Consider the following 22,053-nt stretch of genomic DNA (forward strand, 5'->3'; position numbering starts at 1 on the left):
GGTACCACCGGTACCGCCGAGTCGGTCACTGCGGCAGTGATGTGGATCACTATGTTACCGAGCGTTCGGTGTCCGGGGGTGCGAATTCGCCAGCGTGCGCGGCTGTAATCGCCGCAGCGGGGATTGTCGCTGAGTGAGATCTGCGGTGGTGGTCAGTCCCCGGGGGCGGTGGTCGGGATCCAGTGGCCGCGGTGTCGGCGCTTGGCGTCGAGATAGGCGGCGGCGCGGTCGCTCAGCGGTTCGGTGTAGAGCGGTTCGGGGAAAACTGTCAGTCCCGCCTCCCGCAGTGCGCGTACTTTGTCGGGATTGTTGGTGAGCAGGCGTACCCGGGTGAGCCCGAGTTTGAGAAGACTGTTCGCGGCGTGCTGATAGCCGCGGCAGTCGTCGGGATAGCCGAGATTGCGATAGGCGGTGAAGGTGTCCGCGCCGGTGCGCTCGGCTTCCCGGTAGCCGAGGGCTTTGGCGATGAGCCCGGCGCCGCGGCCTTCCTGTTCGAGGTACACCAGGACGCCGGCCCCGGCGTCCTGAATGAGGTCGAGGGATCTGTGGAGCTCGGGTCCGCAGTCGCAGTCCTGGGAGCCGAGGGCCTCGCCGTAGAGGCAGCGGGAGTGCACTCGGACGAGGCAGTCGTCGTCCGGGTCGCCGAAGATCAGGACGTGGCCGAGGCCGGGATTGCCGTCGACGGCGAGTACGCGCAACCGGCTCTCCCGTCCGTTCCGGGTGAATCGGTGCCCGGTTTCGGCGGCTGCGCTCACGTTCGATACTCCTTCGGTGGTTGTGCGGTTCCGCGAACGAGGCCGATATCTCCCGCCGGAATACAGGTGTTCCGGCGGTCTCGCGCCCGGTGGAGGGCCTGCGCAGCGCTCGGCCCGCCGATCGGGGTCGCTGCCGTGCGATGGCGGGCCGATAGGTGATTTTACGCCCGGTTCGTCCGGTACGCACTCTGTGCGCGGCGCGTCGGTGCGGTCGGCCGGATGAGGGACGGGTGAGTGCACCTCAGTGCTTCTCGGCGGTGAGCCGGATGATCCGGTCCACCTCGTCGACGGTCGGCATGGCGCCGGGCACGTCGCCGGCGAAGGACTGGGTGGCGACCATGGCGGCGGTGGCCCAGTTGTAGTCCTGTTCATCGGCGATGCGACGCGTGTCGGCGGCGGGCTTCGCTGCCGTCAGCAGCCGGTAGACGAGAGCAGCGGAGAACGCGCCCCGCGAGCCGGGGACGTCGGTGAGGGCAGCGGCCTGGAAACGGGGGATATCGAGCGCGATCCGATCGGAACGAACCGTGCAGCCGAAATCCTCGACGACACACACGGTACGAGTGCCCAGCATCTGGAGTTGCTGGGCGATATGCGGGCCCGAGCGGGCGGTGATCTCGGGAACCATGCTGTCGAGTTCCTTGGTGGAACCGATCAGGTAGTCGACGGTGGACAGGTACCGGTACAGGATCTGGGGCGATTCGATCTCGGAGGCGGTCAGCACGAGCGTAGGCCGGTCGGGCAGGGCCTGGACCGCGGCCAGCACCTGTTCGATCACCGGCAGAGGTGGCTCCAGGGTGACCAGCACGGCATCGGTCTCGGTGAGCGCGGCGCGCACGGCGGGTCCGATCAGTTCGGTGCCGGTGAGCCGGATGCGGTCGTCCTCGCAGAAGATCGTGCCGGTGATACCGGTTCTGCTGACGATGAGTGCGGTAATGGGCGTCGTGGCCTGGGGGACCACCTTGACCAGGGAGGTGTCGACCCGCTCGGCGCGCAGGTAGTCGAGAATCCGCTGGCCGGCCGGATCGTCGCCGATCGTGGTGACCAGGCGGACGTCGATACCGAGCCGGGCGGCGGCGACCGCGCGGTTGAGTCCTTTGCCGCCCGGGTTGTCGCTGAACCGGCCGCGGGCGAAGCCGCGGGCGTCGGGGATGGTGTCGACGCGGTAGATGTGATCGATCACCGCGTCGCCGACGACGGTAAGGGTGCCGACGGTGCCGCGGGGCCGGTGCCGGGTGGTTCCGCGGGCGGCGCTGTCGTCACGATAGACGGCGCCGGTGACCAGGAGCGCGGCCAGGGCGGTGAAGGCCCGGCGTTCGGGGGTTGCCCGCAGGGAGCGGACGGTGGGGGCCGGGGGAATGGGGTCGGCGCCGGCGATTTCGTGGAGTCGCCGCCAGTTCGCGGAGAGGTATTCGCGCCGGGTACCGAGGTCCTGGGAGTAGAGCGCGGTGGGATCGATACCGGCGGGGGCGGTTTCGCGGAGGAGTCCGAGGGCCAGTTCCGCGTCGGTGATGACCCGATGGGTCGGTGGCAGCCGCCGGGCGTGCTCCCGGACGACGGGCGGGACGGCGGCGAGGGGAGTGGTCCCGTGGGCTGCGGCGTAGCGCCGGACCACCGGGAGATCGAGAAGGGGATCGACGTCGATTTCGGTGGTGGTCAGGCGGTCGGAGCTCAGGCCGGATCGCTTGCAGAGCCGGGTGAGGATATTGCGGATGGCGACGATGGCCGTGTCGTCGTGGGGGACCATTCGGCAGCCCTTTCTGCTGTGCCGCCACCCCCCGGGAGGTTTCAGCCGCGCGGCGATTGGCAATAACCATAGTGCAAATGGCGTTTGACATTGGCATTGACTCGCAGAACTGTCAAATGACACACTCGGGGTAGCTTTTCCCTCGATCAGAGGAACGGGAGGGCCTGTGATGACAGCGACGACAGCCCTGCTCTGCGGCCACCGTTACGGAATGCGCCGGTACGCCGGTCGTGTAGGCGCCGATCCGGAGACATCCCCAGCCGGGGCGTGCTGAGCGCCCGCGCAGATTCGTCGTTCATCCCCCGACGGCAGCGATGCCGTGCCGGCCGTTTCTCCGGCCCGGTCTCGGTGCCGAGCCCCTCGAGGAGGCAGCTGTGACCATCCATATCACCGACTGGCTGATGACCAGCGGTATCTCCCCCGAATTCGCCGAGCGCGTGCAGACCCGGCACGGTTCGTGGTGGCGGCTGAGCTGGCTGCCCGACCGTGATCTGTCGTTCGAGCAGGCCTATGCCGGTATGGGCGTGGACGAGACCCTGTCCGATCCCGCGCTCGTGCACGACGAGACGGCGCTGGCCCGTGCCGTCGAATCGGTGGATCTGCTCGGCCTGGTGTGGGAGCAGGTGGTCGTGCTGCTGGCGAATCGGGTGGAGGCCCGGCTGCTGGAGTCGCAGTTCATGCACGATCGGCTGCCGCCGGACGCCGTCCCGCCTCGGGGCGGCCCCGGCGCCATCCGTAGCGGTTCGGCCGCGTGAGTGTCCGGTCCGCTCAGTGGTGCGTGGCGTGGCCGGCGCCCACGGCGTCGGCCAGGCTGCGGTAACCACCGGCCCGTAGCCGCGCGGCGATACCGCGGTGGATGCTCCGGGTCCACAGCGGGCCGCCGTAGATGAAACCGGTGTAACCCTGCAGGAGCGAAGCCCCGGCGAGGATGCGTTCCCACGCCTGCTCGGGGGTTTCGATCCCGCCCACCGAGACCAGCACCAGCCGATCGCCGACCCGGGCGTACAGCCGCCGCAGCACTTCCAGCGAGCGGTCGGCGACCGGCGGGCCGGAGAGTCCACCGGCCCCGATCGCGGCGACCTTGTCGGGGTCGCTGGCGAGTCCGGTGCGGCCGATGGTGGTGTTGGTGGCGACGATGCCGGCCACGCCGAGTTCCATCGCCAGATCGGCGGCCGCGTCGATATCCTCGTCGGACAGGTCGGGGGCGATCTTCACCAGGACCGGGACCCGCACGCTGTCGAGCACGGCGGTGAGGACCGGGCGCAGTGATTCCACGGCCTGCAGATCTCGCAGTCCCGGGGTATTGGGCGAACTGACATTGACGACCACGAAATCGGCGAGCGGGCCCAGCAGCCGAGCGCTGGTGGCGTAGTCCTCGGCGGCGTGGGCGGCGTCGACCACCTTCGTCTTGCCGATGTTCGCGCCGATCGGCACGGTCGTCTTCCGTCCGTGCAGCCGGGCGGCCGCGGCCGCGGCACCGTGGTTGTTGAAACCCATCCGGTTGATCAGGGCCCGGTCGGCGGGGAGCCGGAACAGGCGGGGTTGCGGGTTACCGGGCTGTGCGGCGGCGGTGACGGTCCCGATCTCGGCGAATCCGAAGCCGAGTGCGCCCCAGGCGTCGACTCCGGTCGCGTCCTTGTCGAATCCGGCGGCCAGGCCGAGCGGGGCGGCGAACTCCACCCCGAACGCGGTGGTCCGCAGGATGGGATCGTCCACGCCGAACAACCGGTGCAACAGGGCCCGGGTGGGGCCGAGAGCGGTGGCCGCGCGGATCACTCCGAACACGAGATGGTGGATACGTTCCGGCGGGACCAGGAACATGACCCGCAGCAGCAATCGATACAGCACGCTCATAGCTCCACGGAGTGCCCCGCGGGGCTGGTCGACGCGGTCTTGCGGCGGCGCAGCAGGACGCGGCGGCTGCCGTCGGTGTAGGCGCGGACCCGGGAGAGCTCCCACCCGCCGTACTCGGCCTGGATAGCCAGCCGCATCGAGGCGGTGACCCGGGTGACATCGGGCGGCAGGCGCAGCGGTATGTACTCGTAGTCGTCGCCGCTGGTCTCCCAGGTGGCCGGGAGCGTGGTGCGCGAGGTCGCTGCACGTCGAGTGGATGCCATCACTGCCCTCTCTTGCGCTGGTCCGCGGGGATGCGCTGCAGACCCGGTTCGGTCGCGGAGCCGATGTAGAGATCGCCGGTCGTGTCGTCGGCGGTCACCGCGTTCGGCTGCCGGATCGTCGGATAGCGGCCCACCTCGCGCGGTGTTCCCGTCGACAGGTCGTAGCCGACGATCTCGTTGCTCTGGGTGCACGTCGCCCATACGGTGTCAGAACGCCGGTCGTAGGCGAGTGCGTAAGGCGACGATCCTACCGGGTAGCGCTGACGCAGCACGAGTGGATCGGTGGTGAACACCAGGAGCTGGCCGCTGTCGGGATCGGTGACCACGACCCGGTCGTAGGACGCTTCGACGAGGTTCGCGGCCCCGGCTCCGGCTCGGAGCGCGAGCCCGAGCTGCTCCGCACCGGCTGCCATCTCGGTGAGCAGGGTCTGGCGGCGGTCCAGTACGGCGAGGGTGTCACCGGTGAGGGCGATCGCGTCGGCGGACACCAGACCGGACACGGTCTGCTGGACGCGGCCCTCCCGGTCGAGGAGCAGGACCCGGCCGTCGGCGGTACCGGCGATCAGGGTGCCGTCCGGGCGGGAGCGCACACTGCGCAGCGTGCCGTCGACGGGAATACGGGTGACGGCGCGGGTCGCGGCGTCGACGCGCAGGATCGCGCCGTCGGCGGACGCGAGGATCTCCCCGGCGGTGCCGGCGGCGATCGCGGTGGCCGGGACCGGTAGCCGCACCTCATGGGTGGTGGGCGGTTCGGTGGCCGGGGTGAAGACGGTGAGTGTGGTCCCGGCGGGATCGAGGCCGGCGAGGTTTCCGCTGCCCGGGTCGCCGACGAGGGCGGTGAGCGCGGTCGGGGCCGGATAGACCTGCCCGGCGGGGGCGAGGGTGACCGGTGGTGAAACCGCCGGTGTCGCCGGTTCGCGGGTGGGTACGTCGCCGGGGCCGGGCTCGCCGTCGCCCGCGCAACCGGTCAGTGCGACGGCGGCGGTGAGCAGTAACGCGGCGACGGTACCGCGTGGTCTCCGGCGCCGGACCCGGTGCGCTGTGTCCGGAAACGACCGATGCTGCATTCGATTATCTGATCACGACGGGGTTGACGGCGGTGCCAGCGGGGTATGTGGGGTGTCGGCAGCCGGGCTCCGGTGCGGGCCGGGTTAACGTACGGATCAGACGGTGCGGAGGTCAGGAGTTTGACGATGCACGAGGTGCCGGGTTTTTCCGCCGACGAGGTGACCACGGGCCCGTTCGCGCACGGATTCGGTCGTACCGGTGACGGGCGCTCGTTCGCGTTCCGCACGGTGCGGGCGACGCTGCGCCTGGAGGTCTATCGGCCCGATCTCCATCCGGATGAGGTACCCGGGCCCGAGGATGTGGTGGCCGTCGCGGAAACCCATGTGACGGATACCGATCTCGACGACACCCGCAGTGTGGTGGCACTGGTGCGCGATCTGCTCCCTGCTGCCGAGCCGCCGCCGCGAGGCCGTAATGTTCCGACCGTGCGGGCGTTGCTGGCCCGGATCGGGTCGGTGATCGAAGGTATGCAGTGAATGATGGTATTCATGATGTGATGCGGTACACATCTGTTTTCCGGCTGGTGCGCGGTGCGCGCGCCAGATTTATGTCACTCGTCATTCTGCTCGTGGCAGCGGTTTCGGTGACCGCCTGTGGGTCCGGGGTCGACGAGGAGGCGGTGGCGGCGGCGCGATCCTCGGCGAAGGCCGCGTTGTCCTCGTCCGCGGCGGCGACCTCGCGGGAACTCGCGTCGCGCTCGCTCCCGACGGCCGCCGAACTGGACGGGCAGATCAAACGGGCACTGGACCCGGCGCTGCCGGATTCGGAGCGGACCGCGCTGATCGAGGACGGGGAGGCGTTCGCGCAGGCGATCCCCGATATGTACCAGGCGCTGCAGGACAATCCGCGGGCCGTGTACGGGGTCACCGATCCGGTGTTCGACAACCACGACGGTACGGTGACCGCGACCCTGCGACTGGACAAGGACGGCTCCGGCACCGCCGTCCGTACCACCGTGGTGCATTTCATCTATCTCGACGGCGCCTGGAAGCTGTCGCGGACCGATCTGTGCGGGATCCTGCGTTCGGCCGATTACCGAACCGCGGCGTGCGGTTAGGCGGCGGGCGCCCGCGGATGGACACGGCGGGATCCCACCGGTGGGGCCGTTTCGTGTACCGGCACCGGGTCGCGATACTCGTGATTTTCTCGGCCCTGGTGGCGGCGTCGGGTCTGTACGGCCGGGATCTCGCGGACCGGTTGACCCAGGAGGGGTGGTTCGACGAGTCGAGCGAATCGGTGGCGGCCTCGAAATTGGCCGACGCGACCTTCGGCCGGGACACCGACAGCGATGTGATCGCCCTGTACACCGCACCGCCGGGGCGCACCGTGGACGATCCGGAGGTGCGGGCGGCGGTGACCGCCCAGCTGGCCGGGCTGCTGCGCGACCATCCCGACCGCGTGCTGCGGATCGACAGCTACTGGGACAGCGTGCTGTCGGGGCAGTTCGCCGATGATTCCCGCATCCACGCGTTCGCCAGTATCGGCCTGCGGGGTGAAGGGTCGGCGACCGTCGACAACTACCAGGCGATCGTCGGCGCATTGGCGGCCGAGGGTCCCGGTACCGGACCCGCCGGTACGACGGTGCAGGCGGCGGGCCTGCAGCCGGTGGTCGAGGGCATCAACACCGGGATGCAGGACGATATCCGGCGGGCGGAGATGATCGCGCTGCCGCTGGTGGCGATCCTGCTGTACTTCGTGTTCGGCGGCGTGGTGGCGGCCGTGCTCCCGGTGCTGATCGGCGGGATGACGATCCTGGGCACTCAGGGCATCATGCGGCTGCTCACCGGCTATATCGAGGTGAACGTTTTCGCCAGTGCCGTGGTGACGCTGGTGAGTCTGGGCCTGGCGATCGACTACGGCCTGTTCACGGTCACCCGGTTCCGGGAGGAACTGGCCGCGGGTCGCGGTGTAGAGGAGGCGGTGGCGCGCACGGTCGCCACGGCGGGTCGCACGGTGCTGTTCTCGGCGGCGATCATCGCGGTGAGCCTGGGCGCGCTGTTGATCTTCCCGAACGGGGTGCTGCGGTCGGTGCCCTACGGCGGAATCAGTTCGGTGCTGCTGGCGGCGGTGTTGTCGGTGACCGCGCTCCCGGCGATGCTGGCGATCGCGGGTCCGCGGATCGATCTGTGGCAGTGGCGGCGGTTCGCGCGGGCCAGTACCGAGGCCGAGATCGATCGCGGGATCTTCTCCCGGCTGGCGGGGTGGTCGATGGCGCGGCCGTGGGCGGTGATCGTTCCGGTGGTGCTGGGCCTGCTGCTGTTGATGGTCCCGTTTCGGCATATCGAGTTCGGGGGCCTGAGCGAGAAGTACCTCGCGCAGGACAATCCCGCGCGGATAGCGCAGGAGGAGTTCGACGCGCTGTTCCCGGGTTTCCGGACCGAACCGCTGCGCCTGGTCGTGACCGGCGCGGATGCCTCCCAGCTGAGCGATATCCGTCTGCAGGCCAACACCACTCCCGGGCTGACGGGTCCGTTCGAACCCGCCGCTCCCACCCGTGACGGGATCAATGTGCTGCAGGCGGGACTGGTCGACGAACGGGCCGCCGATACCGCGATCGCGGTGCTGCGCGGTATCGAGGAACCGGACGGTGTGCGGGTGATGGTGGCGGGCGTGCCGGCGCTGGAACGCGACAGTATCCACGGCCTGCTCGACGGGTTGCCGTTGCTGGTGGCCGTTCTGGTGGCGGCGGCGCTGGCGCTGATGTACGCGGCGTTCCGGTCGCTGATCCTGGCGGTGAAGGCGGTGGCGATGTCGGCGCTGAGCCTGGGCGCCACGCTCGGCATCCTGACCTGGGTTTTCGTGGAGGGCCACGGGGCGCGGCTGTTCGATTTCACGCCGGGGCCGTTGATGTTCGCGGTGCTGGTGCTGATCGTGACAGTGGTGTTCGGGCTGTCGACCGACTACGAGGTGTTCCTGCTGTCGCGGGTGGTGGAGGCGCGGGCCGCGGGAGCCGACCCACCGGAGGCCATCCGGTACGGGATCGCGCACACCGGCGGGGTGATCACCTCGGCGGCGGCGATCCTCATCGTGGTGACGGGTGCGTTCGGTTTCTCGGAGCTGGTGATGATGAAGTACATCGCCTACGGCATGATCGCGGCCCTGGTGCTGGACGCGACGGTCATCCGGATGCTGCTGACCCCGGCCGTGCTGAAACTCGTCTGGCGTCCGGGATCACGGGCCCTTCGGCCACAGTGACGCCGCGGCCGCGTGCGGGGCGGGCGGGCAGCACCAGTTGCGCACCGGTGCCCGGGTGGTCGAGGACCTCGACCGGGTACCGGTAGACGCGGCTGAGCAACTCGCCGGTGAGGACTTCGCGCGGGGGCCCGGCGGCCGCGACGCGTCCGTCGTCCAGTACCGCGACGCGGTCGGCGTAGGCGGCGGCGGACGCCAGATCGTGCAGGACGACCACCACCGCGGCACCGGTCGCGGCGCGGTCCGCGGCGAGGGCGAGCACGGCTTCCTGATGTCCCAGGTCCAGGGCGGCGGTCGGCTCGTCCAGCAGCAGGGTCGCGGTGTCCTGGGCCAGCACCCGGGCAAGTGCTACGCGGGCCCGTTCCCCGCCGGACAGGCTCGGGAACGACCGTCCGGCGAGGTGGGTGCTGTCGGTGGCGGCCATGGCGGCCGCGATCACCTCGTCGTCGCGCCCGGCCTGCGGGGTGCGCTGCCATGGGGCGCGCCCCATGGCGACGATCTCCGCGGCGCTGAACGGGAACCCCACCGTATGCGACTGCGGCAGCACCGCGCGGCGGCGGGCCATATCGATCGGCGTCCATCGGTCGAGGGGGTGGCCGTCGAGTTCGACGCTGCCGCCGCCGGGGTCCAGTTCTCCGGCGAGTACCGCGAGCAGGGTCGATTTCCCGGCGCCGTTGGGTCCCACCAGGGCGACGACTTCACCGGCGGCGACCTCGAAATCGACGCCGTCGAGTACCCGCCGTGTTCCGCCGCCGCCCCCGTGCCGGTCCAGGGTGACTCCCCGGGCTCGCAGCGTGACACGTCCCGGTTCCGGGGCACCGGGCAGATCGTGCCCGCGCCGCAGTAGCCCGGTGAGCCCGTCGCGCAGGGTGGTGGTCTCCGCGGTCATGCCCAACCTCCTGCTCGGGCCCGGGTGCGGCGCAGCAGCCAGAAGAAGAACGGGGCGCCGATGAGCGAGGTGAGCATGCCCAGTGGTAGGTCGGCGTTGTCGACGAGGGAGCGGGCGGCGACATCGGCGGCCAGGAGCACCACCGCACCGGTGACCGCGCTGACCGGGACCAGGGCCCGGTGGCCGGGCCCGACGACCATCCGCACCACATGCGGCACGATCAGGCCGACGAACAGGATGATGCCGGTGAAGGCCACCCCCGCGGTGGTCAGCACGGCGACGATCACGATCACCGTGCGCCGCAGCCGTTCCACGTCGACGCCGAGATGGCGGGCCGCGGATTCACCCAGTGCGAGCAGATCCAGCCGGGGCGCGACGAGAACCGCGGCGGCGACGCCGGCCGCGGTCAGGATCGCGACGACCGTGACCGCATCCCAGGTGGCACCGTTGAGGCTGCCGAGCTGCCAGAACACGATCTGGTCGCGTGCCGCGGGCGAGGCGACGAACAGCAGGAACGCGATGAGCCCGCCGGCGAACGCGTTGATCGCCACACCGGTGAGCACCAGGGTCACCACTTCGGTGCGGCCGTTCGCCCGCGACAGCACGTACACCAGCGCCGTGGTGATCAGTCCGGCGGCGAACGCGGCCGCCGCGACCGACCAGGCGGCCACGAAGGCCCCGCCGAACACGATCACCGTTCCGGCGCCCACCGCCGCACCCGCGGACACTCCGATGACGCCGGGTTCGGCGAGCGGATTGGCGAAGACACCCTGGAGCAGCGCCCCGGCGGTGGCCAGGGCGGCTCCCACCAGGATCGCCAGGACCACGCGCGGGAACCGGACCTCCCACAGCGTGACCTCCCCGGCCGGGTGGGCGGGCAGCGGACCCCAGTCCAGGCCGATCCGGTGCGCGACGCTGCCGGCGACCTCGGCGGGGCTGGTGGGGACCTGCCCGATGGCGGCGGAGGCCAGGGCCAGCACCACCAGTGCCACGACAGCGCCGGTGAAGGCGAGGACCGCACGGCGGCGTGGGTGACCGGTATCCGGGAGTGCGGGTGGTTTCTCCAGGTCGACGGTCATGCTGCATCCCACGGCATGATCGAGGGCACTCCGTGGTCACGTTGCGCTGCCGCCTCCGGGCCTGACTCGCTCATGCTCGGGGCCGGCCGTACACGGCGTCGGACAGCGCGGAGATGACCCGGCCGGTGTTGGGTCCGAACGACAACAGCACCGCGTCGGACATATCGACGATCCGCTTGTTTCGGCCCGCCGGCGTCTGTGCGATCCCGGGGATCCGGACGATCCCGTCGACTCCGCCGATCGATTTCATCCCGTCGGTCATGACCAGCAGCACATCCGGGGCGGCCGCGATCATGGCTTCGCTGGTGATGGCGGTGAACGGTTCGGTCAGCCCGGCCTGCTGCCCGGCGTCCTCGGCATCGAGCGCGGCGATGAGCGCGTCGGCGCCGGAGCCGGGCCCGGCGAGCATGGTGATGGCGCTGGAGCGCAGGTACAGGAACGCGATGCGCAGCCGCGGATCCGGGGCCGGTACGGCGGCGGAGGCGGCCGCGATCTCGTCGCGGGTGCGGCGGCCGAGTTCCTGACCACGCTGCGGCACCCCGAGGGCGGCGGCGACCGCCTCGATCTGCGGGACCACTCCGTCCATGGTGCGTTCCGGGTCGAAGTAGACGACGGTGATCCCGGTGGCGCGCAACTGTTCCCGGACCGCCGGGGACGCGCTGGTGGTGTCGGTGAGAAACACACTGGGCCGCAACGCCAGGATCGATTCCACGTTCAGGGCGCCGTTGCCGCCGGTGACGTTCGGCAGCTGTGCAACGGCGGGGAACGCCGCCGCGGTGCTGCGGCCGACCAGGTTCTCGCCCAGGCCCAGCGCCCAGACGATCTGGGCGAGGGTGCCGTATCGATCGGCGGCGACGATCCGGCTCGCGTCGGTGACCGTGACGTCGGCGCCGTCGAAGGAGCGGACGGTGGCCGGCAGGACCGGCGTGGGCGGCGGCGTGATCGGCACCGGGTCCAGGTCGTCGAGGACCGCGGTGGCCGGGCCCTGCCGGGTGGCGGCGCCGACGGGTTCGGAGCTGTCGCAGGCGGCGGTGAGTACGAGCAGGCCCGCCGCGAGTCCTGCCAGCAGTGCGCGCGCCCGTCCGGAGCGGACCCGGTGATACCTCATGAAGGCAAGGCTAATCCGTGCGGGTGTGTCCGGTGATCGCCCGCCCCCCGCACTACGGGGTGGAACTCACATCGTCGAGGGCGGCGGCGATCGCCCGCGGCAGTTCCAGAGTTTCGGCGGCCAGGACCCCCGTGAGCTGACCCATATCGCGGGCGCCGACGAGCATGCTCGCGACCCCGGGCCGGTCCCGCACCCACGCCAGTGCGACCGCCAGCGGGGACGTGGCCAGTCCGTCGGCCGCGGTGACCAGAGCGTCGACGACGGCGGTGGCGCGGTCGTCGTCGAGGCGGCCGCGGATCTCGGCGGCGGTCGCCTCGTCGGCGGCGCGGGAGTCCGCCGGGACGCCGTCCCGGTATTTCCCCGTGAGGATTCCGCCTGCCAGCGGCGCGGTGGCCACCAGGCCCGCGCCGTGGTGCGCGGCGGCCGGCGCCGTATCGTCCTCCGCGCCGCGGGTGAGCAGCGAATACGGGGTCTGTACGGCGGTGACCGGGCTGACCGCGGCCAGGCTGGCCAGCTGCCAGGCGGTGAAGCCGCGGACACCGGCGTACCGGGTGCGCCCGGAGGTGATCGCATATTCCAGGGTCGCGGCGATCTCGTCGAGCGGGGTGCTCGCGTCCCAGGCGGTGATCTGCCAGAGGTCCAGGTGGTCGGTGCCCAGTTCCAGCAGTGTGCGGTCCAGCTGCCGTAGCAGGCTGCGGCGCGAGCAGTCGACCGTGGTCCGGGCCTGCCCGGGCGGCGGCGGGTCACTGCCCGCGGGGACCGACGGGAAATACGGGACCAGGCCCGCACCGGCGCACAGGACGAGCTCGTCGCGCGACACCAGATCGCCGAGGAGGTCGGCGAGGATCCGTTGCGCAGCCCCGCCGGTATAGGCGGGGGAGGTGTCGACGAGGGTGCCGCCGGATTCGGCGAACGCGATCAGTTGCGCGGCGGCGGTATCGGGGTCGGTGTGGCTTCCCCAGGTATGGGTGGCCAGCCCGATCCGGGAAACCCGCAGCCCGCTGCGGCCGACGGTGCGCTGTTCCATCACCGAGTCTCCGTGTCCGGCACGGTTCGACAAATCCTCACGGCGCCCAGCCTAGAGCGTGTTCGCGCGGTGGCGGTTCGGGACGAACGGTCCGCTCGGCGTGTCCGCCGCAGCGGCGGCCGCCGCGCGGGACCCGGGGCGCGCACTGTAGGGTCGCTGCCGGTCGTCGCCGTGCCCGGATGCGGCAGGGGTGCCGTAAGACCGAAGGCGGAGCGGGTTTTCGGCGTTGTACAGGAGGATGTGTGGTTGGCGAGTCGATGACCTGGGTGCAGGCGTTGGTGCTCGGGTTGGTGCAGGGTCTGACGGAGTTCCTGCCGGTGTCGTCGTCGGGTCATCTACGGATCGTGTCCTCGTTGTTCTTCGGGGAAGACGCGGGCGCGTCGTTCACCGCGGTGACCCAGCTCGGTACCGAGGCCGCGGTGCTGTTGTTCTTCGCCAAGGACATCTGGCGCATCGTGCGGGTGTGGTGCGCCACGGTGTTCGAGAAACTGACCGCGCGGTCCCGGGAGAATGTGCCGGTCAGCGAGATGGTCACCACGAAACTTCCGGTGGTCACCGGGTCCGGTCCGGTCGGTTACGACCCCGATGCCGAGGCGCAGCGCCAACTCGATTACCGGATGGGCTGGTATGTGATCATCGCCACCATACCGATCGGTGTGCTGGGGCTGGTTTTCAAGGATCAGATCCGCACCGGCGCCCGGAACCTGTGGCTGGTGGCGATCATGCTGATCGTTTTCGCGCTGGTGATCGCGGCGGCCGAACACTTCGGCCCGAAACAGCGGCCGCTGGAACAACTCACCACCCGTGACGGGCTGGTGATGGGCTTCGCCCAGTGCCTGGCATTGATCCCCGGGGTGTCCCGGTCGGGTGCCACCTCCAGCGCGGGCCTGTTCCTCGGTTTGAAACGGGAGGCCGCGGTGCGGTTCTCGTTCCTGCTGGCGATCCCGGCGGTTACCGCGTCCGGACTGTTCAGTCTCCCCGACGCTTTCGAACCCGCGGGTGAGGGGCTCAACGCCTCGGGCGCCCAGCTGCTCGTGGCGACCCTGGTGTCGTTCGTGGTGGGTTACGCGTCGGTGGCGTGGCTGCTGCGGTTCGTGGCGAAGCATTCGTTCTACTGGTTCGTCGGCTACCGGATCGTGCTCGGCGTCGTGATCATCGGTCTGCTCGCGGGCGGGGTCGTTTCGGCCACATGACCGGGAGAGACGACGCTGCCGCGGCGGCCGATTCCGGGTTCGCCGCGGGTGCGGCCGGGCCGGGCCCCGGAGGCGTTCCGCCGGTGCGCGGACTTGCCGATGAACTCCGCCCGACCGCGCCCATTAGGCTGGCCGCATGACGGTGATCCTGCTGCGACACGGTGTGTCGACCTCCAATAGCGGCGGCACTCTCGCCGGCCGCAGTCCCGGTGTGGAACTCACCGACCGCGGTGGCGAACAGGCCCGGACCGTCGCAGACCGGCTCGCCGGCCTGCCGATTTCGCGGATCGTGACCTCGCCGCTGCTGCGCTGCCAGCGCACCGTATCGCCGCTGGCGGCCGAACTCGGCCTGGAACCGGTGGTCGACGACCGCCTCGCCGAGGTCGACTACGGCGAGTGGACCGGTCGCCGGATCCAGGACCTGCTGCAGGAGCCGCTGTGGCAGGTGGTGCAGCGGCACGCTTCGGCGGCGGTGTTCCCCGGCGGCGAGGGGCTGGCGCAGGTGCAGGCGCGGGCGGTGTCCGCGATCCGCGAACACGATCGCGCCCTGGCCGAGCTGCACGAGGGGGACCAGTTGTGGGTGGCGTGCACCCATGGTGATGTGATCAAGGCGGTGCTCGCCGACGCGCTCGGCATCCATCTCGACGGATTCCAGCGGATCATGGTCGAGCCCGCCTCGCTCAGCGTTGTCCGCTACACCCGCACCGCGCCGTTCGTCACGCGGATGAACGACACCGGTGCGGACCTGTCCGGTCTGGCGCCCGCGCCGAAGGCCGAGTCCGGCACATCCGGACCCGTGCCCGGTGGGGAGATCGGGGCAGGAAGGAAGGACGGATAATGGGTATGCCCGATACCGGCGGACGCGCCACCTCTCGGCGGCATCGGGCGAATCGGCGTCCGCGCCGGGATACGGCGCAGCGGGGTACCGCAGCCGAACAGGGTCACGTATCAGGAGGTGCATGTGTCACGAGCAATCCATGTTTTCCGCACCCCCGAACGTTTCGTCGCCGGAACTGTCGGTGAGCCGGGCGATCGCGCGTTCTACCTGCAGGCGGTGGAGGAACCCCGGGTGGTGAGTGTGCTGCTGGAGAAGCAGCAGGTGAAGGTTCTCGCCGACCGGATGGGTCTGCTGCTCGACGAGGTGGCACGGCGATTCGGTGCCGAGGTGCCGCCGCAGGCCGATCAGGTCAACGACAACGCGCCACTGGTCACACCGATCGATGCGGAGTTCCGGGTCGGCACCATGGGGTTGGGCTGGGATGCCGACGCGGGTGCGGTTGTCGTCGAATTGCTGGCGATCACCGAGACCGAGGTGGACGAATCGGTGGTCCTCGACGATACCGACGAGGGCCCGGACGCGGTCCGGGTGTTCCTCACCCCCGATCAGGCACGCGAATTCGCGCTGCGGTCCACCCGGGTGATCGCGGCCGGGCGGCCGCCGTGCCCGCTGTGCGGCGAACCGTTGTCGGCGCGCGGGCACATGTGTGTGCGCACCAACGGGTACAAGCGCGGTGAACTGTTCGGCGCGAACGATCTGGAGGAATGACCGTGCCCGGCACCGTGGACGCGCTGCGCGCGGGTGAACTGACGGTGCTGGGCCGGGTGGGGGTCGCCAGCAATGTGACCCTGGTCTGTGATCTCGCCACCGGCGACGGCGATCTGCGGGTGGTGTACAAGCCGGTCCGCGGTGAGCAGCCGCTGTGGGATTTCCCGGACGGGACCCTGGCCGGGCGCGAGGTGGCCTCGTATCTGATCTGCGCTGCGCTGGGCTGGACGGTGGTTCCGGAAACGGTGTTACGGGACGGGCCCTACGGTCCGGGAATGGTCCAGCGCTGGATCACCACCCGGGAGCCGCGGGAACCGAGCAGTACCCGGCTGGATCTGGTCGATCTGTGCCCGCCGGAGATGGTGCCGGAGGGTTTCCGGGAGGTGCTGCGCGCCTACGACGGCGCCGGGGACGAGGTATCGCTGGTGCATGCCGACGATCCGCGGTTGCGGCGGATGGCGGTGCTGGACGTGCTGTTGAACAACGCCGACCGCAAAGGTGGGCATGCTCTGGAATCCGCCGACGGCGAGGTGTACGGCGTCGACCACGGGATCTGCCTGCACCAGGACAACAAACTGCGCACGGTGCTGTGGGGATGGGCGGGGGAACCGATACCGGCGGATCTGCTCGCCGATATCGCCGCGTTCGCCGAAACCCTGCCCGGCGAGCTCGCCGACCGCCTGGCCGAACATCTCACCGACCCCGAGATCGATGCCCTGTTGCGCCGGGCGAAGCGCCTGCTCGACGAACCGGTGCTGCCCCTCCCCGAGACTTCACGTCCCATTCCGTGGCCCGCCTTCTGACCCGGTGACCGGCGCCGGCGCCGGATTCGCTCTGTCTGAAGCCAACGGTTGTCTTCTCCCGGCGGCTGCGTTCGCGCAGGTCCACGGGCCACCGGCGATCATGGTCGCGGCGCGCGCGGCGGGGTGGGCGGGGCGTAGCGTGGCGCGACCTCTACTCTCGGAGGTATGCAGTCCTGGTCCGACACCCCGATCCCCGCGGTCCCCGGAACAGGGCCACCGTTGCGGTTGCACGACACCGCCGATTCCTGTATTCGCCCGGTGACCCCGGGCAATACAGCCACCATGTACGTGTGCGGGATCACCCCGTACGACGCCACCCATCTCGGTCACGCCGCCACCTATCTGACCTTCGATCTGGTGAACCGGGTGCTGCGCGACGCCGGCCGCGAGGTGCACTACGTACAGAACGTCACCGATGTCGACGATCCGCTGTTCGAGCGGGCGAACCGGGACGGGGTGGACTGGCGGGACCTGGGCACCGGCGAGATCGAACTGTTCCGCGAGGACATGGCGGCGCTGCGGGTACTGCCGCCGCGGGAGTACGTGGGCGCGATCGAATCGGTGGAGGAGGTCGTCGAACTGGTCGGCAAGCTGCTGGCCTCCGGTGCCGCCTACACCGTCGAGGACGAGCAGTACCCGGATATCTATTTCCGTACCGACGCCACCGAGCAGTTCGGGTACGAATCGGGCTACGACCGCGCCACCATGGAACGCCTGTTCGCCGAACGCGGCGGTGACCCGGACCGGCCGGGCAAGCATGATCCGCTGGACGCCCTGCTGTGGCGGGCCGAACGCCCGGGGGAACCGTCGTGGCCGTCGCCGTTCGGACCGGGGCGGCCCGGCTGGCATATCGAATGCTCGGCGATCGCGGTGAACCGGCTGGGTACCGAATTCGATATCCAGGGCGGCGGCAGCGATCTCATCTACCCTCATCACGAATACTCCGCCGCCCACAGCGAGGCATTGGCCGCGGGCCGTCGCTTCGCCCGCCACTACGTGCACACCGGCATGATCGGGCTGGACGGGGAGAAGATGTCCAAGTCCAAGGGCAATCTGGTCCTGGTGTCGAAACTGCGGGCCCGGGGCGTGGATCCGGCGGTGATCCGGCTGGGTCTGTTCGCCGGCCACTATCGCGCGGACCGAATGTGGACCGACAGCGTGCTCACCGAGGCCGATACGCGGCTGCGGCAGTGGCGGCAGGCCACGGCGGTGGCCGCCGCGCCGCCGGCCGCCGATACCGTCGCCCGGCTGCGCACCCATCTCGCCGACGATCTGGACACACCGGCCGCGCTCGCGGCCCTGGACGCCTGGGCGCACGACACGCTCGAATACGGTGGCGCCGACCCGGCCGCGGGCGCGGATATCGCCGCGGCGGTGGACGCGCTGCTCGGCGTACGCCTGCGCTGACCGGGGCACGGCGAGCGCTCGGCTTCGGGCACACGATTTTTCGTCCGACGGTGGACCGGCCGCGCCGGTGGTGACCTTTCACCACTCCCGGCCGGACGGGGTCGCGCATGGGGTACTGTTCGATCCTCGAAATCCCCACCCGTTCACCGAAGAGATCGGCGCCGCATGTCTCGTATCGTCAGTAAGGACAACTACTTCGACACCGGCCTGGAGGTTCTGTCCGAGCTCGGTTTCCGGCACCTCAACATCGGCGTGCTGTGCCGGCGACTCGGGGTGACCAGCGGATCGTTCTATCACCATTTCGGGAGCTGGCAGTCGTATGTGGATGCGCTGCTGGACCATTGGGAGAACCGGCAGGTGCTGATCCTGCGTACCGTGAATTTCGACCCGTCCACACCCGATGAGGCGATCCGGGCCCTGTCGGATCTGACGCTGGGCCTGCATCACCGGGCGGAGGCGGCGATCCGGGCCTGGGCGGCCAATGACGAAGCGGTCGGGGTGGCGCTCAAGCGGGTCGACGAATCCCGGCGCCGCACCGTGCGCAAAACGATCACGGGTGTGGTGGGCGACGAGCGGATCGCCGCCATCGACACCGAACTCGGGATGGCCCTGCTGATCGGCTACCAGCAGATGGTGGCCGCCGGTCAGCAGGTGTGCCTGGACGAACTCCTCGGTGAGTACGCGCGGCTGGTCTACTCCCATGTCCGCCGTCCGGCCGTGAGCGGTTAGCGCGGGCCGCGGTACCCGGTTTCCGGCCCGCCGAGGTCATTTGAGGACGAGCAGCGCCGCCTTTTCCAGCCGGTCGGCGATATCGGCATACGACTCGTAGCCCATGCCCGCGCGGACCAGAGCCCCCGCATACAGCAGCTCCAGCGATTCCACGGTTTCGGGGTCGGCTTCGGGCGCCAGGGCCCGGGTGATGCGCTGCCGGATCTCCATACCGATCCGGGTCCGCAGATGCTCCACGTCGGGATCGCGGCCCAGCAGCGCACTGGTCACCGCCCCCGACAGTTCCTGTTCGTCGGCCACCAGCAGGGCGATACCGCGCAGTTCGGCCAGTACCCGCACGATGGGGTCGGCGTCGTGGCTGACCGGGCTCTGCGAGGACCGGATCCGGCGCCAGAAGATTTCCGCGACCAGATGCTCCTTCGAGGAAAAGTACGTGTAGGCGGTCGCGGTGCCCACACCCGCGGCGGTGGCGACCATGCGGATGGTGAGTCCGGCGAAGCCCTCGCGGGACAGCACTTCCATTGCGGCTCTGGTGAGTTTGTCCACGGTGTCCGCCTGCTTGCCGCTCAAGCGCCGCCGAGTGGCCTCGAGAATTCTGGAATCGCCTTCGGACATGTGTCTAGATAGTAGTGTCGGTCGAGTGCCGGATCAACTTCCGCCCAGCCCACAGCCCGTGAAGTAATGTCGGTCACCACCGTGGTCCCGCTCTTCGGAAGAGAGCTTCCCACCGCCGATGATGCGAGACCTCCGCCGACGCTTCGGCCTCCGCGGCCCGTCTGTACCTGCTTCGAAGGAGGCTTGATGCCCGTTCCGCCGTCCCCGCTGACCGACGAACAGCTGTTCGACCATGCCCGCCGGGCCACCGGGTTCATGCCGGAGGAGGAGGGGCGCGCGCTGCATGCCGCGGCCGTGAAGTACTGCCGGGGCGGGGTGATCACCGAGATCGGCACCTACTGCGGGAAGTCGGCAGTCCTGCTCGGCGCCGCCGCCCGTACACAGGGCGGGGTGGTGTTCACCGTCGACCACCATCACGGCTCCGAGGAACACCAGCCCGGCTGGGAGTACCACGACACCTCCCTGGTCGACCCGGTCACCGGCCTGTTCGACACCCTGCCCCGGTTCCGGCACACCATCGACACCGCGGGCCTGTCGGATACCGTCATCGCGATCGTCGGCACCTCCGCGCGTGTCGCCGCCACCTGGCGGACCCCGATCGAATTCCTGTTCATCGACGGCGGGCACACCGAAGAAGCCGCCGACCGTGACTACCGCGGCTGGGCCAAGTGGGTGATCCCCGGGGGCGGACTGGCCATCCACGACGTGTTCCCCGACCCGGCCGACGGCGGCCAGGCCCCCTACGGCATCTACCGGCGTGCGATCGACAGCGGCGAATTCCGCGAGGTATCGGCGACCAGCTCGTTGCGCATCCTGGAACGAGTCGAGCCCAGCCCGGGACCCTGACCGTCGGCCGCCTCTCGGATCCCGGCGAAGCGGACGCGGGAGACGCCCACGGACCGTCGGCGTCGGTGTCGACCAGCGCGGGCAACCCGAAGAATTCCCCCGACCAGTGAATTGATCTCCCCGGACGGCGCCCGCCGACGGCGGATCAGGACAGTGCGTTGCGGAACACGGCGGGCGGTAGCCGGGCGGGCCGAGCGATTTCGGCGTATCTGCCGCACATGATTCTGTCCACCGTCGTGGTTCCCGCGCCGTTACCACCGGAGTCCCGCCTCGGCCCGCGCCGCACTGCCGGTCAGTCCGTCCGGTGATCGGGGGGACGCTCCGCCGCGTACTTTCTGGCCCAGGTGTAATCGGGTTTACCGCTGGGGGACCGCACGATCGTGTCCGTGATCCATACCGCGCGGGGCACCTTGTACCCGGCGAGGTGGCCGCGGACGTGGGCGCGTAGATCCACGGGATCCAGCGCCTCCCCGGTGAGGCTGACGACCACGGCGACCTGCTGGCCCCAGCGTTCGTGCGGCACGCCGATCACGGTGGCGTCGTAGATATCGGCGTGCGATTTCACCACGCCCTCGACCTCTTCGGCGAACACCTTCTCCCCACCGGTGTTGATCACCATATTGCCGCGGCCGATCAGGCTGATGGTGCCGTCGTCCTCCAGCCGCGCCCGGTCGTCGGTGACCACGATGCGCTGCCCGTCCACGACCTTGAACAGTTTCGCGGTGCGCTCCGGATCTTTGTAGTAGCCGATCGGGACCGCGCCGGTCTTCGCCAGCCAGCCCTCTTCGCCCGGTTCCACCGGATGTCCGTCGTCGTCGACGACCGCCGCGCCGCGCCCGATCGACACCCGCGGTTTCCGCGCCGGGTCCTCGTCGCGCTGCGCGAATCCGATACCGCCGAAACCGGTTTCGGAGGAGCCGATGGAATCGGAGACGAACAGGTTCGGAATCAGGTCCAGCAGCGCGTTCTTGGTGGGCTGGGTGAGCAGGGCGGCGCCCGAGGCGATCATGAACAACCCGGTGGCGTCCACGGGGTCGGCGCGGTAGGCGTCGATGAGCGGGCGGGCCATCGCGTCACCGGTGACGACCAGGACGCCGGGACGTTCGGCGGCCACCGTGCGCCAGACGTGGGCGGGATCGAACCGGGGTACGAAGATCACGCAGTTACCGGACCACAGCGCGATGAAGGTCGGCATCATGGCCGCCAGATGCATGAGCGGCGGCAAAATCATCCAGGTGGAGGGTTCACCCGCGGCGCCGGTGCGGGACTGGTGGTATTCGTCGGTGACGGGTTCGTTGCTGTAGAAGTCGATTCCGCCGCCGAGGACCCGCCACATGTCCTCCTGGCGCCACAACACGCCCTTGGGCATACCGGTGGTGCCGCCGGTGTACATGACGAACAGATCGTCGGCGGTGCGCGCCACCTCCGGCCGGGTGGTGGGTGCGGCCGCGGTGACCTCGGCCAGGCAGTCGACACCGGGGTCGGCCGGAGTGCGGTCGTCGGCCGCGCACAGCAGATATTTCAGCCGCGGCGACCGCTGCGCCGCGGCACGGACCGCCTCCCCGTAGCAGGCGTGGTACACCAGATATTCGAGGTCGGCGTTGTCGTAGAGGTAGGCGAGTTCCTCGGGGCCGTACCGGAAATTGATGTTGACCGGTACAGCGGCCAGTTTGAAGCAGGCGATCAGCGTCTGCATCGTATCGATGCTGTTGTGCATCTGGAACCCGATATGCGTGCCGCGGGTGACCCCCTGGGCCGCGAGGTGGTGGGCGAGCTGGTTGGCGCGTTCTTCCAGCTCACGGTAGGTCACGCGCCGACCCTCTTCGATCAGCGCGATCCGGTCGGGCACGGCGTCGACCGAATGTTCGAACAGGTCGGCGAAATTATTGGCCATATCAGTCCTGCGGTGGGCCGGGCACTGGGTGCCGGGAGGGG

At 69.8% G+C, this 22,053-nt stretch carries 22 protein-coding genes; 11 read left to right on the forward strand and 11 right to left on the reverse strand.

The annotated features are described in order from the left end of the window. Positions 1–152: 152 nt before the first annotated feature. The gene (locus tag NF4_RS10720) at positions 153–755 is read right to left on the reverse strand and encodes a GTP cyclohydrolase II (protein WP_063814545.1); all 603 of its coding nucleotides are present in this window, start codon (positions 753–755) and stop codon (positions 153–155) included. A 241-nt stretch (positions 756–996) separates the two neighbouring features. Beyond that, positions 997–2,499, reverse strand: coding sequence for a carbohydrate kinase family protein (locus NF4_RS10725; protein ID WP_063127124.1), 1,503 nt, complete (start codon positions 2,497–2,499; stop codon positions 997–999). Positions 2,500–2,873: 374 nt separating this feature from the next. On the opposite strand from NF4_RS10725, the gene NF4_RS10730 reads away from it, so the two are divergent. Beyond that, positions 2,874–3,254: a hypothetical protein gene (locus tag NF4_RS10730; RefSeq protein WP_063814546.1), complete on the forward strand. Its 381-nt coding sequence runs from the start codon at positions 2,874–2,876 to the stop codon at positions 3,252–3,254. 13 nt (positions 3,255–3,267) lie between these two features. On the opposite strand, the gene NF4_RS10735 is transcribed toward NF4_RS10730, so the two are convergent. Genes NF4_RS10735 through NF4_RS10745 form a run of 3 tightly spaced genes read right to left on the reverse strand, consistent with a single transcriptional unit; the run spans position 3,268 to position 5,683 of the window. Beyond that, positions 3,268–4,344, reverse strand: a complete 1,077-nt coding sequence (locus NF4_RS10735; RefSeq protein ID WP_063127382.1) for a quinone-dependent dihydroorotate dehydrogenase — start codon at positions 4,342–4,344, stop codon at positions 3,268–3,270. A 5-nt stretch (positions 4,345–4,349) separates the two neighbouring features. Next, positions 4,350–4,616, reverse strand: a complete 267-nt coding sequence (locus tag NF4_RS10740) for a DUF5703 family protein (protein WP_063127125.1) — start codon at positions 4,614–4,616, stop codon at positions 4,350–4,352. Further along, the gene (locus NF4_RS10745; protein WP_157120153.1) at positions 4,616–5,683 is read right to left on the reverse strand and encodes a hypothetical protein; all 1,068 of its coding nucleotides are present in this window, start codon (positions 5,681–5,683) and stop codon (positions 4,616–4,618) included. Before NF4_RS10745 ends, NF4_RS10740 begins: the two co-directional genes overlap by 1 nt. Positions 5,684–5,809: 126 nt before the next feature. Here NF4_RS10745 and NF4_RS10750 point away from each other — a divergent pair, with 126 nt between their 5' ends. From NF4_RS10750 to NF4_RS10760, 3 genes are read left to right on the forward strand one after another with little or no spacing between them, the layout of a single operon-like run. Further along, positions 5,810–6,160: a hypothetical protein gene (locus NF4_RS10750; protein ID WP_063127126.1), complete on the forward strand. Its 351-nt coding sequence runs from the start codon at positions 5,810–5,812 to the stop codon at positions 6,158–6,160. Positions 6,161–6,180: 20 nt separating this feature from the next. After that, positions 6,181–6,741, forward strand: a complete 561-nt coding sequence (locus NF4_RS10755) for a WKL family lipoprotein (RefSeq protein WP_232330401.1) — start codon at positions 6,181–6,183, stop codon at positions 6,739–6,741. 17 nt (positions 6,742–6,758) lie between these two features. Then, a complete protein-coding gene (locus NF4_RS10760) occupies positions 6,759–8,879 on the forward strand; it encodes an MMPL family transporter (protein ID WP_063127127.1) in 2,121 nt (706 codons plus the stop codon). Here NF4_RS10760 and NF4_RS10765 read toward each other — a convergent pair. The 4 genes from NF4_RS10765 to NF4_RS10780 form a co-directional block, all read right to left on the reverse strand. Continuing rightward, entirely contained in the window at positions 8,803–9,765 is a 963-nt protein-coding gene (locus NF4_RS10765; RefSeq protein WP_084533030.1) for a heme ABC transporter ATP-binding protein, read from the reverse strand. The two genes, NF4_RS10760 and NF4_RS10765, sit on opposite strands and share 77 nt — an antisense overlap. Then, positions 9,762–10,844, reverse strand: a complete 1,083-nt coding sequence (locus NF4_RS10770) for a FecCD family ABC transporter permease (RefSeq protein ID WP_063127128.1) — start codon at positions 10,842–10,844, stop codon at positions 9,762–9,764. The genes NF4_RS10765 and NF4_RS10770 overlap by 4 nt, the downstream gene beginning before the upstream one ends. A gap of 70 nt (positions 10,845–10,914) precedes the next feature. Beyond that, the gene (locus NF4_RS10775) at positions 10,915–11,952 is read right to left on the reverse strand and encodes a heme/hemin ABC transporter substrate-binding protein (protein ID WP_063127129.1); all 1,038 of its coding nucleotides are present in this window, start codon (positions 11,950–11,952) and stop codon (positions 10,915–10,917) included. A gap of 52 nt (positions 11,953–12,004) precedes the next feature. Next, positions 12,005–12,979, reverse strand: a complete 975-nt coding sequence (locus tag NF4_RS10780; protein ID WP_063127130.1) for an aldo/keto reductase — start codon at positions 12,977–12,979, stop codon at positions 12,005–12,007. 257 nt (positions 12,980–13,236) lie between these two features. Between NF4_RS10780 and NF4_RS10785 the strand changes: the two genes are divergently transcribed. From NF4_RS10785 to NF4_RS10810, 6 genes are all read left to right on the forward strand, one after another. Further along, positions 13,237–14,172, forward strand: a complete 936-nt coding sequence (locus tag NF4_RS10785; RefSeq protein ID WP_063127131.1) for an undecaprenyl-diphosphate phosphatase — start codon at positions 13,237–13,239, stop codon at positions 14,170–14,172. 136 nt (positions 14,173–14,308) lie between these two features. Then, positions 14,309–15,010: a histidine phosphatase family protein gene (locus NF4_RS10790; RefSeq protein ID WP_063127132.1), complete on the forward strand. Its 702-nt coding sequence runs from the start codon at positions 14,309–14,311 to the stop codon at positions 15,008–15,010. 123 nt (positions 15,011–15,133) lie between these two features. Then, complete coding sequence (locus tag NF4_RS10795) at positions 15,134–15,718, forward strand: DUF3090 domain-containing protein (RefSeq protein ID WP_030519989.1); 585 nt, start codon at positions 15,134–15,136, stop codon at positions 15,716–15,718. Then, positions 15,715–16,521: an SCO1664 family protein gene (locus NF4_RS10800; protein ID WP_063127133.1), complete on the forward strand. Its 807-nt coding sequence runs from the start codon at positions 15,715–15,717 to the stop codon at positions 16,519–16,521. Before NF4_RS10795 ends, NF4_RS10800 begins: the two co-directional genes overlap by 4 nt. A gap of 165 nt (positions 16,522–16,686) precedes the next feature. Continuing rightward, the gene (gene mshC, locus NF4_RS10805) at positions 16,687–17,928 is read left to right on the forward strand and encodes a cysteine--1-D-myo-inosityl 2-amino-2-deoxy-alpha-D-glucopyranoside ligase (protein WP_063127134.1); all 1,242 of its coding nucleotides are present in this window, start codon (positions 16,687–16,689) and stop codon (positions 17,926–17,928) included. Positions 17,929–18,093: 165 nt separating this feature from the next. Next, complete coding sequence (locus NF4_RS10810; RefSeq protein WP_063127135.1) at positions 18,094–18,657, forward strand: TetR/AcrR family transcriptional regulator; 564 nt, start codon at positions 18,094–18,096, stop codon at positions 18,655–18,657. A gap of 36 nt (positions 18,658–18,693) precedes the next feature. Here the strand turns inward: NF4_RS10810 and NF4_RS10815 are convergent, their stop codons facing one another. After that, the gene (locus NF4_RS10815; protein WP_063127136.1) at positions 18,694–19,272 is read right to left on the reverse strand and encodes a TetR/AcrR family transcriptional regulator; all 579 of its coding nucleotides are present in this window, start codon (positions 19,270–19,272) and stop codon (positions 18,694–18,696) included. A gap of 186 nt (positions 19,273–19,458) precedes the next feature. Here NF4_RS10815 and NF4_RS10820 point away from each other — a divergent pair, with 186 nt between their 5' ends. Continuing rightward, positions 19,459–20,118 (forward strand): class I SAM-dependent methyltransferase, encoded by a 660-nt coding sequence (locus tag NF4_RS10820; RefSeq protein ID WP_157120155.1) that lies wholly within the window; start codon positions 19,459–19,461, stop codon positions 20,116–20,118. Between the two features lie 292 nt (positions 20,119–20,410). Here NF4_RS10820 and NF4_RS10825 read toward each other — a convergent pair whose 3' ends face one another. Continuing rightward, on the reverse strand, positions 20,411–22,012 hold the full coding sequence (locus NF4_RS10825; protein WP_063127137.1) for an acyl-CoA synthetase: 1,602 nt from the start codon (positions 22,010–22,012) through the stop codon (positions 20,411–20,413). Positions 22,013–22,053: the final 41 nt, after the last annotated feature.

Origin of the sequence: Nocardia fusca NBRC 14340, from assembly GCF_001618425.1 — a bacterium.
Classification (GTDB): Bacteria; Actinomycetota; Actinomycetes; order Mycobacteriales; family Mycobacteriaceae; genus Nocardia; species Nocardia fusca.

Excerpts from the sequence above, each read along its gene's own strand:
- NF4_RS10790 (WP_063127132.1), top strand. The coding sequence starts at position 14,309 with ATGACGGTGATCCTGCTGCGACACGGTGTGTCGACCTCCAATAGCGGC.
- NF4_RS10725 (WP_063127124.1), bottom strand. The coding sequence starts at position 2,499 with ATGGTCCCCCACGACGACACGGCCATCGTCGCCATCCGCAATATCCTC.
- NF4_RS10745 (WP_157120153.1), bottom strand. The coding sequence starts at position 5,683 with ATGCAGCATCGGTCGTTTCCGGACACAGCGCACCGGGTCCGGCGCCGG.
- NF4_RS10800 (WP_063127133.1), top strand. The coding sequence starts at position 15,715 with ATGACCGTGCCCGGCACCGTGGACGCGCTGCGCGCGGGTGAACTGACG.
- NF4_RS10780 (WP_063127130.1), bottom strand. The coding sequence starts at position 12,979 with ATGGAACAGCGCACCGTCGGCCGCAGCGGGCTGCGGGTTTCCCGGATC.
- NF4_RS10750 (WP_063127126.1), top strand. The coding sequence starts at position 5,810 with ATGCACGAGGTGCCGGGTTTTTCCGCCGACGAGGTGACCACGGGCCCG.
- NF4_RS10775 (WP_063127129.1), bottom strand. The coding sequence starts at position 11,952 with ATGAGGTATCACCGGGTCCGCTCCGGACGGGCGCGCGCACTGCTGGCA.
- NF4_RS10755 (WP_232330401.1), top strand. The coding sequence starts at position 6,181 with ATGCGGTACACATCTGTTTTCCGGCTGGTGCGCGGTGCGCGCGCCAGA.
- mshC (WP_063127134.1), top strand. The coding sequence starts at position 16,687 with ATGCAGTCCTGGTCCGACACCCCGATCCCCGCGGTCCCCGGAACAGGG.
- NF4_RS10815 (WP_063127136.1), bottom strand. The coding sequence starts at position 19,272 with ATGTCCGAAGGCGATTCCAGAATTCTCGAGGCCACTCGGCGGCGCTTG.
- NF4_RS10760 (WP_063127127.1), top strand. The coding sequence starts at position 6,759 with ATGGACACGGCGGGATCCCACCGGTGGGGCCGTTTCGTGTACCGGCAC.
- NF4_RS10820 (WP_157120155.1), top strand. The coding sequence starts at position 19,459 with ATGCCCGTTCCGCCGTCCCCGCTGACCGACGAACAGCTGTTCGACCAT.
- NF4_RS10785 (WP_063127131.1), top strand. The coding sequence starts at position 13,237 with ATGACCTGGGTGCAGGCGTTGGTGCTCGGGTTGGTGCAGGGTCTGACG.
- NF4_RS10810 (WP_063127135.1), top strand. The coding sequence starts at position 18,094 with ATGTCTCGTATCGTCAGTAAGGACAACTACTTCGACACCGGCCTGGAG.
- NF4_RS10825 (WP_063127137.1), bottom strand. The coding sequence starts at position 22,012 with ATGGCCAATAATTTCGCCGACCTGTTCGAACATTCGGTCGACGCCGTG.
- NF4_RS10740 (WP_063127125.1), bottom strand. The coding sequence starts at position 4,616 with ATGGCATCCACTCGACGTGCAGCGACCTCGCGCACCACGCTCCCGGCC.
- NF4_RS10765 (WP_084533030.1), bottom strand. The coding sequence starts at position 9,765 with ATGACCGCGGAGACCACCACCCTGCGCGACGGGCTCACCGGGCTACTG.
- NF4_RS10770 (WP_063127128.1), bottom strand. The coding sequence starts at position 10,844 with ATGACCGTCGACCTGGAGAAACCACCCGCACTCCCGGATACCGGTCAC.